This is a genomic window from Nocardioides alcanivorans, assembly GCF_021555175.1.
GTDB classification, from domain to species: domain Bacteria; phylum Actinomycetota; class Actinomycetes; order Propionibacteriales; family Nocardioidaceae; genus Nocardioides; species Nocardioides alcanivorans.
Genome location: NZ_JAKGRW010000019.1, coordinates 465644 through 478224 on the forward strand (window position 1 = coordinate 465644; position 12581 = coordinate 478224).

Annotated in this window: 15 protein-coding genes and 2 pseudogenes; 3 read left to right on the forward strand and 14 right to left on the reverse strand. The window is 68.9% G+C overall.

Going from position 1 to position 12581, the window contains the following annotated elements; genetic code table 11:
* Nucleotides 1-14: 14 nt before the first annotated feature.
* Complete coding sequence (locus tag L1066_RS12700; RefSeq protein ID WP_235736667.1) at nucleotides 15-1664, reverse strand: FAD-dependent oxidoreductase; 1650 nt, start codon at nucleotides 1662-1664, stop codon at nucleotides 15-17.
* An 86-nt stretch (nucleotides 1665-1750) separates the two neighbouring features.
* On the opposite strand from L1066_RS12700, the gene L1066_RS12705 reads away from it, so the two are divergent.
* The 3 genes from L1066_RS12705 to L1066_RS28630 are packed head-to-tail and all read left to right on the forward strand — an operon-like array spanning nucleotide 1751 to nucleotide 3353.
* Nucleotides 1751-2125, forward strand: coding sequence for a nuclear transport factor 2 family protein (locus tag L1066_RS12705; protein WP_235736668.1), 375 nt, complete (start codon nucleotides 1751-1753; stop codon nucleotides 2123-2125).
* Entirely contained in the window at nucleotides 2122-2796 is a 675-nt protein-coding gene (locus L1066_RS28625) for an MFS transporter (RefSeq protein WP_376707671.1), read from the forward strand. The genes L1066_RS12705 and L1066_RS28625 overlap by 4 nt, the downstream gene beginning before the upstream one ends.
* The gene (locus L1066_RS28630) at nucleotides 2742-3353 is read left to right on the forward strand and encodes an MFS transporter (protein WP_376707675.1); all 612 of its coding nucleotides are present in this window, start codon (nucleotides 2742-2744) and stop codon (nucleotides 3351-3353) included. Before L1066_RS28625 ends, L1066_RS28630 begins: the two co-directional genes overlap by 55 nt.
* A 110-nt stretch (nucleotides 3354-3463) precedes the next feature.
* On the opposite strand, the gene L1066_RS12715 is transcribed toward L1066_RS28630, so the two are convergent.
* The 13 genes and pseudogenes from L1066_RS12715 to L1066_RS26730 form a co-directional block, all read right to left on the reverse strand.
* On the reverse strand, nucleotides 3464-3934 hold the full coding sequence (locus tag L1066_RS12715) for a MaoC family dehydratase (protein WP_235736669.1): 471 nt from the start codon (nucleotides 3932-3934) through the stop codon (nucleotides 3464-3466).
* Entirely contained in the window at nucleotides 3931-4824 is an 894-nt protein-coding gene (locus L1066_RS12720) for an SDR family NAD(P)-dependent oxidoreductase (RefSeq protein ID WP_235736670.1), read from the reverse strand. The genes L1066_RS12715 and L1066_RS12720 overlap by 4 nt, the downstream gene beginning before the upstream one ends.
* Before the next feature lie 20 nt (nucleotides 4825-4844).
* Nucleotides 4845-6317 carry a class I adenylate-forming enzyme family protein gene (locus L1066_RS12725; protein ID WP_235736671.1) on the reverse strand — a complete coding sequence of 491 codons (1473 nt, stop codon included), beginning with the start codon at nucleotides 6315-6317 and terminating at the stop codon, nucleotides 4845-4847.
* A gap of 9 nt (nucleotides 6318-6326) precedes the next feature.
* Complete coding sequence (locus L1066_RS12730) at nucleotides 6327-6599, reverse strand: hypothetical protein (protein WP_235736672.1); 273 nt, start codon at nucleotides 6597-6599, stop codon at nucleotides 6327-6329.
* 28 nt (nucleotides 6600-6627) lie between these two features.
* Nucleotides 6628-7635: a phosphotransferase family protein gene (locus tag L1066_RS12735; protein ID WP_235736673.1), complete on the reverse strand. Its 1008-nt coding sequence runs from the start codon at nucleotides 7633-7635 to the stop codon at nucleotides 6628-6630.
* Nucleotides 7602-7754, reverse strand: coding sequence for a hypothetical protein (locus L1066_RS12740; RefSeq protein WP_235736674.1), 153 nt, complete (start codon nucleotides 7752-7754; stop codon nucleotides 7602-7604). Before L1066_RS12740 ends, L1066_RS12735 begins: the two co-directional genes overlap by 34 nt.
* Before the next feature lie 148 nt (nucleotides 7755-7902).
* Nucleotides 7903-9261, reverse strand: a complete 1359-nt coding sequence (locus L1066_RS26710) for a thiamine pyrophosphate-binding protein (protein ID WP_312007681.1) — start codon at nucleotides 9259-9261, stop codon at nucleotides 7903-7905.
* On the reverse strand, nucleotides 9231-9518 hold the full coding sequence (locus L1066_RS26715; protein ID WP_283095384.1) for a thiamine pyrophosphate-binding protein: 288 nt from the start codon (nucleotides 9516-9518) through the stop codon (nucleotides 9231-9233). The genes L1066_RS26710 and L1066_RS26715 overlap by 31 nt, the downstream gene beginning before the upstream one ends.
* Nucleotides 9519-9563: 45 nt before the next feature.
* On the reverse strand, nucleotides 9564-10361 hold the full coding sequence (locus tag L1066_RS12755; RefSeq protein ID WP_235736675.1) for a FadR/GntR family transcriptional regulator: 798 nt from the start codon (nucleotides 10359-10361) through the stop codon (nucleotides 9564-9566).
* A 135-nt stretch (nucleotides 10362-10496) separates the two neighbouring features.
* A complete protein-coding gene (locus L1066_RS26720; RefSeq protein ID WP_312007697.1) occupies nucleotides 10497-11129 on the reverse strand; it encodes an FAD-dependent oxidoreductase in 633 nt (210 codons plus the stop codon).
* Between the two features lie 82 nt (nucleotides 11130-11211).
* Nucleotides 11212-11361, reverse strand: a pseudogene (locus L1066_RS28635) (FAD-dependent oxidoreductase); the annotation flags it as partial.
* A 371-nt stretch (nucleotides 11362-11732) separates the two neighbouring features.
* Nucleotides 11733-12245: pseudogene (locus L1066_RS28640) on the reverse strand (acyl-CoA dehydrogenase family protein); the annotation flags it as partial.
* Between the two features lie 78 nt (nucleotides 12246-12323).
* A complete protein-coding gene (locus tag L1066_RS26730; protein WP_283095386.1) occupies nucleotides 12324-12458 on the reverse strand; it encodes a hypothetical protein in 135 nt (44 codons plus the stop codon).
* Nucleotides 12459-12581 lie beyond the last annotated feature (123 nt).

Here is a 12581-nt window from a genome sequence, read left to right on the forward strand (position 1 = left end):
CCGGCAGACGCTGCTCAGGCCTGCGCGAGCAACGCCAACTGCTCGGCCGGATCGACGATCTTGATCCGTGGGCGGCGGGCGGCGCGCCCCGACGAACGCTCGTGGCTGTCGATGCGGCGCCACGTGTCCAGGCCGTGCGCCTGCGGCACCAGCTCCAGTACGTCGCCCGCTTCCGTCGGGGACGTGAGTACGCCTTCGGCCCAGTCCGCCAGGAGTGCCTCGACCGTCTGCCGGGCGCACTGCCGGTTGGTCCCGATGACTCCGGACGCACCGCGCTTTGCCCACCCGGTCACGTAGACGCCATCGAGCACCGCGCCCGTGGCGGGATCGGCGACGCGGCCATCCTGGTTCGGGATCACCGAGCGTGCCTCGTCGAACGGCAGGCCGGGCAACGGGCGGGCCCGGTAGCCCGCTGCGCTGATGACCAGTCCTGCGGGCACCTCATCCACCACGTCCGTCACGGTCACGGCACCCGTCGTCGCGTCGACCTCGGTGCGCGCCAAGCGAATCCCCTCGACCCGTTCCTCGCCCAGCAGGCCCACGGGAGCGCGGCAGTAGTCGAGCACGACCACCGGGCCGGCGCCGGCCGGCGCCTCGGTCGGCAGGCTCCTGATCAGCTGCATCTTGTAGTCGTCGAGCGCGCCCGGCTCCGCGGGCCCCGGTCCTAGCTCCTCGACCCGGATCAGCCGGTCCCCCAGCAGTTCCTTCAACCCGTGCAGCTCCGGCGTCGTGAACGCCGAGACTCCGGCGCCCCGACGCGCGACGACCCGGATCTCCCTGAGCCGACTGCCACCGAGCGCGACGAGGGCGTGGTCGGCGATGTCGGTCGCGCCGAGGTGCTCGACCCCGGCCGCGAGCACCCGGGCCACGTCGAAGGCCACGTTGCCGTTTCCGATCACCACCGCCCGATCGGTCGTCAGGTCGACGTCGAGGTCACGCTTGTCGGGGTGACCGTTGTACCAGGCCACGAAGTCGGGGGCGCCCATGCTGCCTGCCAGTTCCTCGCCCGGGATGCCGAGACGCCGGGGCCGGGAGGCTCCGACGCCGTACAGCACCGCGTGGTAACGCTCCCGCAGTTGCTCGTGGGTGACGTCGACTCCGACCTCCACGTCGAGGTGGACGCGGACTCCTCTCTGACCGAGGGACCGGTCGAAGGACTCCGACACCACCTTCGTCGACTGGTGGTCGGGGGCGACGCCGAACCGCACCAGACCACCAGGGGTCAGCAGCCTCTCGAAAACGTCGATCTGGACGTCGAGGCCGCGCTGTGCCTGGAGGTGCTGGACCGCATAGCTGGCGGCCGGCCCGGTGCCCACCACGGCCACCTTGAGCTGTTCGGTGGGTGCGCTGCCGGGCCATCCGCGACCGGCCGGCTCCTCCCACGGGTCCTGGCCGTAGTCCTTGCGCTCCGGGTCGGCGTAGTAGGTGGCGTTGAGCTCCAGGAAGGGCATCGACCCCTCCGGGAGGTCGTAGTCGGGCTCGATCGCACCGACGGGGCAGGCGTCGAGGCAGGCGCCGCACTCAATGCAACCGTCCGGATCGATGTAGAGCATCTCGGCCGTGCCGTAGCCCGGTTCGTCAGGCGTCGGGTGAATGCAGTTGGTCGGGCACACCGGCACACACGACGCGTCGTTGCAGCAGTTCTGGGTGATCACGTACGGCATCGCTGGGCTCCATCCCATCCTCATCGAGTGCAGATTCTCGATCGCTACTCATTCACCTACCGAAATTATCATGATAAATTGCGATCATGGAAGATCACCGCTCCGACATCGCCGCCCTGGAGTCCTTGCGCTGGGGAGCGCTCCTCGATGGAGACACCGCCGCGCTCGAGCAGTTGATGCACGACGATCTGGCCTACACCCACTCCAACGGCCTCGTGGACACCCGGACCGAGTTCCTCACCAGGCTCACGTCGGGTCAACTCCGCTACGCCGACATCGAGACCAGCGACCAGTCGATCCGCATCCACGCCGACACGACCGTGGTCACCGGCCACGCGGTGCTCACGACCGGTTCCACCGAGAGTCGCCTGATCACCCCGATCCGCTACACCGCCGTCTGGGCCCGGACCTCCGACGGCTGGCGGCACGTCGCCTGGCACTCGTCACCCGCAACCGTGTGAGCCGCGCGGACCGCTCCACGCGTCCGCAGATCTGGTCGCGCCAGTTCACCTGCGCAGCACTGATCAACTTCTTCAGCGCGCTCAACTTCTTCATGCTGGTGCCGATCACGGTGCTGCTCACGGTCGCGCGGTACGACGCCTCCCTCGGTCTGGGCGGCGCCGTCGCCGGCGCACTCCTGGCGGGCGCGGTGAGTGCCCGGCCCCTCGCCGGTCCCATCATGGGCAGGGTGCCGCCGCGGCTGCTGCTGATGGTCACGACGGCGATGATGATCGCATCCACGGCCCTGTGCCTGTTGCCCCTCGGCCTCGTCGCCTTCACGCTCTGCCGCTTCGTCTCCGGCTTCGCCTTCGGCCTGGGGAGTACGGCGACACTCACCGTCGCTGTCGGCGGCGTACCTTCGGCGAACCGGGGAGAGGCAACGGGCAACTTCGGCCTGAGCAACAGTCTCGCCGCCGCGGTGGGACCCGCGGCAGGGCTCGCCGTCGCCAACCGCTTCGGCTACGACGAGGTGGTGCTGATGGTCGGCGGCTGCGCCCTCCTCGGCTTCCTCGCCGCGGCCGCGCTGCCACGAGGCACCACCGACGCCGTCGACAGGACCCTTCCCCCGCTCACGGCATCCGGCGTTTCTTCGAGCCGCGGGCGCTCCCGCTCTGCCTCGTCATCGCGCTGATCGGCCTCGCCTATTCGAGTGTCTTCGGCTTCCTCGACGCGTGGAGCCTGGAACTCGACCTCACTGCCTGGTCGCCGTGGTTCTTCATCGCCTACTCGGTGATGGTGATGCTGGTACGACCGATGACCGGCCGCCTGCTGGACCGGCGCGGGCCGCTGCCGGTGCTGCTGCCCGCCATGTTCGTGCTGGCCCTGAGCATGGTGCTGGTCGCCACCATGGACGGTCCCGTCGGGATGATCCTCGCCGGCATCGCCTGCGGGTTCGGCATGGGCGTCATCCTCTGCGGCGCCACCGTGATCGCCGTGACCATCGCACCACCTGGCCGGGTGCCCGTCACGGCCTCCACCTTCTACATCTTCCTGGACGGCGCCGTCGCCGGCGGGCCGACACTGCTCGGCCTGGTCATCCCCCTGACCGGTTACGCCAACCTCTATCTGGGCCTGTCCGTGATGCTCCTGGGCACGGCCGCGCTCTTCACCGCCCTCGCTCGCGCCGGCCACTTCACAGTCGACGACGCGGAGCCCGCCGGAGCCATCACCGGTGGCGCCCCGGTCTGAGTGGGGCGCTCTCGCTTCAATGGAGCGTATGCGCCCTGAATCGGAGGAACTGGAGCACATTCACTCCACCGAAGACGGCCTCGGCACCAACACTCGCCACTGTGGCGAGGTCAGGGGACGAGCAGGCGCACGGTCTCGGCGACGAGCGCCGGTTTGTCCTGGCCCTCGATCTCGATCGAGTAGCGGACGACTCCTTGGACACCGCCGGGGACGTCGGCGACCTCGACCAGGTGGGCGACGGCCCGGATCCGCGATCCTGCGGTCACCGGCTGGGGGAAGCGGACCTTGTTGAGGCCGTAGTTGACGGCCATCCGCGGACCGTCGACACGGAAGATCTGACCGCCCAGCTTGGGGATGAGCGAGAGCGTCAGGTAGCCGTGGGCGACGGTGGCGCCGTACGGACCGGCCTTGCTGCGTTCCTCATCGACGTGGATCCACTGCCAGTCCTCCGTCACGTCGGCGAAGGTGTTGATCCGTTCCTGGCTGATCTCCGTCCAGGCGCCGACCCCGAGCAGTTCGCCGACTGCCGCACGAAACTCCTCGACACCGTCGAAGACGCGGGTCGTGGTCTGCTCGCTCATGTGCGCGGGCTTCCGTTGATCTGCGTGTTCGGCCTGGCCCGTTCCACCAGCCCAGGAAGGGTCGCGGCGATCTCGTCGACCTCCCACCGCTTCTCCTGGACGGCGCGCGGGCCCTTGACCCAGGTCTCGGCGACCGAGATCTCTCCGCCCTTGATCGTGAAGACCCGGCCGGTGATGCCTTCCGAGGCCGGACTGCCCAGGTAGACGACCAGCGGCGCGATGTTGCCCGGGTCGCCGGGGTCGAAACCGGTGCGCTCGCGCTCCGCCTCGACCGCTGCCACGTAGGCGTCGAGCCCGGCGGTCATGTCGGTGAGGGCGGTCGGGGCGATGGCGTTGACACCCACACCGAGCCGGGCCAGCTCGTCGGCGGCGAGCACCGTGAAGGCAGCGATCGCGGCCTTTGCCGAGCCGTAGTTGATCTGCCCCGGATTCCCGAAGAGGCCCGAGGGAGAGGACGTGTTGACGAGGCGGGGTGCGTCGACCGGCGTACCAGCCTTGTCCTGCGCCCGCCAGTGGTTGATCGCGTGCCGGCTGACGCAGAACGTGCCGCGCAGGTGCACCTTGATCACCGCGTCCCACTGGTCGACGTCCATGTTGACCAGCATCTTGTCGCGCAGGATCCCGGCATTGTTGACCACGGTGTGCACCGTGCCGAAGGCGTCGATCGCCGCAGCGATGACGGCGCCCGCGCCGTCCCAGTCGGAGATGTCGTCACGGCTGCCGATCGCCTCACCACCGAGCGCACGGATCTCCTCGACCACGGCATCCGGGGCTGCGACGTCGTTGACGACGACCTTCGCGCCCTGCCGTGCGAACTCGAGTGCGTGCTCGCGACCGATGCCGGCACCGGCGCCGGTGATGACGACCACCCGGTCCTTGCAGAAACTCATCGAACTCGTCCTCGTCTCACTCAGGTTGCCGGGGCCAGCTGCGCGCGGAGCTCGCGGCGCAGCAGCTTCCCGGTCTCGTTGTAGGGCAGCTCGTCGACGAAGTGGATCGCGGCCGGCACCTTGGTCGACCGGAGCGCCTCGCGCACCCATGCCTGGAGCTCCTGCGCGCCGGGAGCAGTGCCGGCGGCCGGCACCACGAACGCCTCCACCCGCTCGCCCCACTCCGTGTCGGGTACGCCGATCACCGCCGACTCGGCGACAGAGGCATGAGCACCCAGCCGATCCTCGATCTCGGACGGCGACAGGTTCTCACCACCTCGGACGATGACGTCATCGGCACGGCCGTCGAGGAAGAGGAAGCCGTCCGCGTCCAGGTGGCCCCGGTCGCGGGTCGGATACCAGCCTGAAGCGTCCGTCGCCTTGTGGGAGAGGTATTCGCCCGAGACCTGGTCGCCGCGAACGAAGATCTCGCCGGCTCGGCCGGGAGGCAGGGCGCCCCCGTCCGCATCGCGGATCTCGATCTCGATCGACGGCAGCGCCTTGCCCACCGAACCCAGGCGGGCGCGAACCGTCGGATCAGTGCTCGCGGCCGCTTCCCGGTGGTCGTCGGGGCTGAGCAGCGTGATGGTGGAGCTGGTCTCCGTCAGTCCGTAGGCATTCACGAGGTTGAGGTCGGGCAGCAGCGTCATCGCTCGTTCCACGACCTGCGCCGGCATCCGACCCCCGCCGTACGAGAGGTGCCGAAGGTGAGCCAGGCCTTGCCCGTCCGCTTCGACGACATCGAGGATCCGGTTGAGCATCGTCGGCACGACCATCGCCTGCGTGACCTTCTCGCGGCGTACCGTGTCGACCCACAGCTGCGGGTCGAAGGTGATCAACTGGACCATCCGACGTCCGGAGTAGACCGACGTGAGGACGGAGCTGACCGCAGCGATGTGGTACGGCGGCACGGAGACCAGGATCGCCTCGTCCGGTGCCGCGTTGAGGAAGTCGATCGTCTCGAGGACGTAGGGCACCAGGTGGCGGTTGCGCAGCACGGCAGCCTTCGGGGCGGACGTGGTGCCGCTGGTGAAGAGCAGCACCGCAGCCGCGTCGTCGTCGGGGAGCGCACCGTCCATCGCGGCGCCGGGCCGACGTTCGAGCACGCTCACCGAGTCGATGGCCGGCACCCGCGACGCGCACCCCTCGTCGGCCAGCACCGTCAGGGGCGCGATCCGCCCCAGCGCCTCGGTGATCTGCTCGTCGGTCCACCGATAGTTGATCGGGGCATAGGGCACCCCGCTCAGCGAGGCGGCGAACAGGAGGGCCACCGCCTCCGGCGAGTTCTCCCCGAGGTACGCCGCCAGAGGGGCGCCGCCGTCCTCTATGCCGGCCGCGTACTCATGGGCAAGGGTGAGGAGCTCGCCATAGGTGACGTCACGCTCGCCCGCCGTCACCGCGACGCGGTCGGGGTCTGCCTGGGCCACCATCTCGAGCAGCATGATCAGGTTCACGAGAGCACCTCAGTCCGAGGAGGGGAGCTGCTTGCTGGCAACGAGTTCGAGCGGCTCACCGGCGACCGAGAGCGTGCCGTCACCGGGCTTCACGCACAGCACCTGGAGCCCCGAGGCCACGTGCACGTAGCGCTTGCCGAGCAGGCTGCCCTGGTCGAGCCCGGCGACCAGGGACCGCGAGCTCTCGGCCGCGCCTGCCGCCACCATCGGGTGTCCCCCGCACTCGAGCGTGACGTCGGCGCCACGCACCACCATCACCTCGGTGGCGCACGCGATGCTCACGACTCGGGTTCCTGTCTTCATTGCTTCCTCACATCCATGGGTTTCTCAGTTCGGGGCGCGGTTCAGGCACCGATGAGGTGCAGGGCGCGAATGGCCAGGGGGCGACCATCTCGCCGCGCTGACGCATCCGGGGGTCGGTGCCCTCGCCGCGCAGGTGACGGGCATAGAGCTGTTGCAGGATCACTGCCGTCTTCCAGCAGCCGAACGCCTCGTACCAAGCGATCTGCGAGAGGTCCAGGTCGCTGATGGCGGCATAGCGCTCCACGACCTCTGCCCGGGTGGGCAGCTCGAGGTCGCGGGTCGCTGACGCCGCGATGAAACGCTCGGGGTGGTCCTGTGGCAGTGAGGCGTCCGGCCAGTAGTTGAGCAGGGTGCCGAAGTCGCAGAGCGGGTCGCCGGTGGTGGCCATGTCCCAGTCGAAGACGGAATGGACTCGGTCGGGATCACCCGGTCGGAACTGGCAGTTGTCGATCTTGAAGTCGTTGTGGACGAAGCCCGCGCGCTGGCTGCGCGGTTCGTTCGCGAGGAGCCACTCGCCGAGTCGCGCCATGTCGTGCCGGGTGGTGTCGGCGTCACGGAGTTCCGAGAGGTCGGCAACGGCATCCCAGCGTCGTTGCCAGCCCGACAGCTGCCTGCCGAGGTAGCCGTCAGGGCGACCGAGGTCGGCCAGGTCGCAGGCTGCAGGGTCGGCCTGGTGCAGGTCGGCGAGCGCGTCCACGACGGCCAGACCGACCCTTCGGCTGGCCTCGACGTCAGTGGAGATCGCGGCCGGCACGTGGTCCCAGACCACGACGCCCTCGCGGTATTCGGAGACGAAGAACTCGGCACCGATCACCTCGACGTCGGTGCAGTGGAGCAGTGCCCGCGGCGCCCGGTCATAGACCCGGTGCAGCCGCGACAGCACGCGATATTCGCGGCCCATGTCGTGGCTTCCCGCTGCCACGACCCCGAAGGGTGGGCGGCGTACCACCAAGTGGGTGTCACCGAACTGCACCCGATAGGTCAGGTTGGCCGAACCACGTGGGAACTGGAGCACGGAGAACTCCCCGACAGCTCGGGGAGCTCGGCCAGGAGATGGTCACGCAGACGCGCCCAGTCGAGCTCCTCGCCAGGGCGCACCGGGGCGACGTCGGTGGGGACCTCGGTCTTGGTCACGGTTCCTCCTGATCGAGCGGGGCAGACACCAAGAACACTAATTCCTCATGATGATTAGGTCAACCTGTTCCGCGATCCGGACACAAAAATCCGGGCAGGCACTCGGCAGCGCCCACCCGGATCACGTTCCTGCGATCAGCACCACACCTCAGTGCGGGATGGTGACCTTGTCGGGGTCGAGCTTCACATCGATCAACACCGGCCGGTCACGGTTCGGCAGCTCGGCGAGAACCTCGTCCAGCTCCTTGAGGTTGCGCACCGTGTAGCCGCGGCCACCGAGCGACTCCGCCACGTCGGCGAACTCCGGCCAGTCGAACATCGACGGCGTCGGGTCCATGCCCTTGGCCCGGAACTGGACGTGCTCGGCGCCATAGGCGCCGTCATTGAGGATCACCACGACCAGGTCGGCTCCGTGTCGCACCGCGGAGTTGAACTCACCCACGTTGCCGAGCATGAACCCGCCATCGCCAGCCACCAGGAGCGTAGGCCGATCCGCAGCCTGGGCGGCGCCGATCGCGTTGCCCAGGCCCAGCCCGATCGACCCGAAGTTGACCGTGTGCACGTAGTCGTTCGGGTGCTTGACGTGGAACAGGTGGTAGCTGTGCATCACGAAGCGGCCGCCATCGAAGACCAGGCTGCGGTCCTGCGGGAAGGCGGCGTCAATCTTCAGGATGGCGGTGCGCATGTCGACGGTCTCGTCGGTGGACTGGTCGATGAAGGTGTCCTCGACCCGGAATTCCGCCAGCCGCTTGGCGAGCGCCTCCGAGGCGTAGCCGGACGACGGCACCTCGGCCTCGTCGAGCAAGTCGGCCAGTGCGGTGGCGACCGCACCACTGTCGCCGTGAACGCCGGCAGTGACGCCCTCGAAGCGACCGATCGCCTCCAGGTCGGAGTCGATCTGCACGACCGCCTTGCCCTTGAGCAGGGTGTGGTCGGCGGTGGTCCACTTGTTCAGGCCGGCACCGAAAGCGATCACGCAGTCGGAGTCGGCGATCACCTCGCTCGCGATCTCGTGCGAGAGGGTGCCGAAGATGTGCAGGTCGTGGGGCTCCCCGCGGAAGAGGTCGCGTCCGCGCAGGGTGGTAGCGAGTGGTGCGCCGATCCGGTTGGCGAGGCGCACGAGGGCCTCACGGGCCTGGCCGCCGCCTCGGCCGGCCAGCACGATCGGCCGCTTCGCCGAGGCCACGATGCCCGCGGCGACGTCGAGGTCGTCAGGGCCGGGCGTGGCCGCGGACGGCCGGACCCACCAGACGCCCTGAGGCTCCTCGTACTCGACGTCGAGCCACTGGAAGTCCACCGGGATGTTCAGCACGACCGGCCGGCGCTCCGTGTGGGCCCGGTGGATGGCGACCGCGACGTCCTCGCCCAAGGTCTCGGGTGTGCGCAACTGCTCGAAGCCGGCGCCTGTGGGCATCACGATGTCGCGCTGCGAGATACTCTGGATGTTCTCCTTGTCCACCACGGCGGTGTCGCCGGCTAGGACCAGGATCGGGGTGCGCTCACGCACCCCTCCACCAAGGCGGTGACGGTGTTGGTCAGGGCCGGGCCGTGAGTCACCGACGCCACCCCCAACTCGCCGGAGATCCGCGCGTAGCCGTTGGCGGCGAGCACACACGTGGCCTCGTTGACCACCGGGAAGAACTGCCCGCCGGCATCGCGGACGAAACTGTCGACGGCATACAGGTTGGCATCGCCCATGAGGCCAAAGATCTTCTGGACACCGTGCGCCTTGAGCGTCCGGGCCAGCGCCTCGTGAAACTTCATCTCTTCTCTCCTTGCGTCACGTCGGAATGCGGCTGGAGCACCTCGCTAGAGCCACTCGACCGGTCCACTGACCAGGTCACCCAACTGTTCGATGTTGATCTCAATCACCTGCTGCAGGTGCTCCCGCATCAGTCGTTCTGATTCGCCGCGGTCGCCTTCGGCGATCGCCTTGGCGATGCGCACGTGGTCCTCGACCAGTGCGTCCTGGATCGGCCGCGGGTCTCCGACGGTCGCCACGTGGTGGGCGACCAGGAGTCCGTAGGACCTGAAGGTCAGCTGCATGACCTTGTTTCCCGTCAGCGCAGCGACGGCACTGTGGAACGACTCGTGGCCCTCCACGAACTGCTCGAGGTCCAGGTGCTCGTGCTCGTGCGCCTCCTCCTCCAGGAAGGCCTCCATCGTCGTACGCCGCAACTCGTCGTCCGGGTTGGCTGCCGCGAAGCCCGCCAGCGCCGACTCCGCAAAGACCCATGCCTCGAACAGCTCCGAATAGGTCGCGCCGGACAGGTTGAAGAAGAGCGCGTGCATGCGGCCGAGGTTGGCCGGGTCGACCGTGCCGACCGACGGTCCACCACCGGGACCGCGACGGATGTTGATCATCCCCTGCACCTCAAGCAGCCGAAGCCCCTCCCGCAGCGATTCGCGACTGACGCCGTACTTCTTGAGCATCTCGGCCTCGGACTCGAGGCTGTCGCCTGGCACCAGGCCCTCTGAGGCGATGTCGCTGACCAGGTCACGCGCCACCACTTCCGCCGCCTTCAGCGGTCGCAGCAGCGATCGCCCCGAGGCGATCGGGATGCCCACGTGCTCCTTCGAACCTGCGGTGCTCTTCTTCTTGGCCATGGCGCGAAGCCCCTTCTGTCGCGATACCCTTTGCCAACGCAAAGGTCTTCCCCTGCAACCTAATTCATCATGAGATTTGTCACAAGGTATGCGCAGGAATCCGCTGGACACCTCCACTGGACGACCTGACGCGGCTCACAGCCCGGCGTCCAAGCGGGTGATCGCCTCCGGGTCGACGACGGCACCTGACTCGAGCGCCGCACGAGCTCGCACCATCGACCTGGGGAACCCGACATTCAGGTGGCCGGTGAGATGCCCAGCGTGATCCACCCACGCCACTCCCCACTTCGCCGGGTCGTCGTGCTCGCGGAACACGACCCGGTCCCCCGGACGGTGCTGCCCGACGTACTGGACCTTGCGACCGAACTGGTCACTCCAGAAGTAGGGCACGCGGTCGACGCCAAGGGGCTGTCCGACGATCGTCCGGGCGACCGCAGCCGCACCGTTGAGTGCCTCGTCCCAGTGCCCGGAGTGCACCCGCTCCCCCAGCCGCGGCGAGTGTCGCGCGGCGATGTCGCCGACGGCGAACACCCGCGGATCACTGCTGCGACCGTCCGAGTCGACGGCCACGCCGCCCCCGGACAGCTCGAGACCGGAGTCGACGAGCCAACCGCTGGCCGGCCGTACGCCGACTCCCGTGACCACCAGGTCGGCAGGAATGAGGGAGGCGTCGGTCAACCGGACCCCTTCGGCCTCGACGCTCTCGACGAAGGCCCCGGTGCGCAGATCGATGCCGTCCCACCACGGCAGGAACCGTTCGGCAACCAGTGCCCCGAGGGGCCGGAGAGCGGCGCGGACCTGCCTCGAGGCAGGTCACCTTGCAGTCTGCTGCCAGTGCCGCGGTGGCCAACTCGGCACCGATCCAGCCGGCACCGATGAGTACCACCCGGGCCCCCGGGAGCAGACCGTCCCGAATCCGGGCGGCATCCTCCTTGGTGCGCAAGGTGGTCTGGGGGCCGGTCCCGGGCAGGGCCACGGGCTCCGCGCCAGTGGCCAGCACCAGTGCGTCATACGTGACGTCCCCGCGTCGGTGCGCACGATCCGGCCGGCCGGATCCAGACCGGTCGCCCGTACGCCGAGGCGCAGATCGACGCCGGACAGGTCCAGGTCGAGGTCGGATCCGGTCTCTGGGCTCGCGAGCACCGTCTTGCTCAGCGGCGGCCGGTCATAGGGCGGATGCGTCTCCGCTCCGATCAGCACGATCGGCCCCGAGTGCCCGGCCTGCCGCAGCGCGACGCAGGTGCGGCCGCCGGCCAGCCGGCGCCGACCACGACCACGGTGCCGTCGTCGGGGATCCGTGTGCCGGTCACGCCTGCTCCGCCCTGCGTGAGCGGCGAAGGCCCGCGCGGACCAGCCGGCGCTGTCTCCCCACAGCATCTGGTTGCTGCGCGCCTTGCGGAAGTAGAGGTGCGCCGGGTGCTCCCAGCTGAAGCCGATCCCGCCGTGGATCTGCACGTTGTCGGCCGTGACCGAGCAGGCGCTGCGCGAGGCCTCGACGAGTGCCGATGCCGCCGCACCGGGCAAGGAGTCCACTGCCTCGACGGCCGCCCACACCGCATGCTCCACCAGCGACCGGGCCAGATCGGCGTCGGTCGCCATGTCGGCGGCCAGGTGCTTGATCGCTTGGAAGGAGCCGATCGCACGCCCGAACTGCTCGCGTTCCTTCGCGAAGGCGACTGCGTCCGCCACTGCCTGCTCGGCGACACCAAGTTGCTCGGCCGCGGTGAGCACCGCTGCAAGATCACGCACGTTCTCGAGCAGATCGGCTGCGCTGGTGGTGACGACGGCGCGGGCCGGAGCGGCCGAGCAGGTCACCAACGAGAGCGAACGGGCGAGGTCGAGCGCCTCGCGCCGGACCACCGCCACGTTGTCGGTCGGCACCACGAACCAACGCAGCTCATCGCCAGCGCGAGCCGGGATGACCAACGGGTCGCGGCAGCCACGTCGACGACGCGGTCGACCTCACCGTCGAGCAGCCACTGCCCGTCCACCTGCGTCGCCGCGCACCGAGCTCTCCTCGAGCACCACGGCGAGCGCGAGTCCCTTGCCGAGTGCTTCGGAGACGGTGTCCGCGTGGTTGCGGTCACCGCTGCGCACCAACACCTCGAGCGCGAGCCAGGTCCCCGGTAGCGCACAGTACCGACGCGGGACCGGCTGTTCCTCGGAAGTCAGCCAGAAGGAGCAACCACAAACACCAAATTTCCGAATTGAAACCGCGGC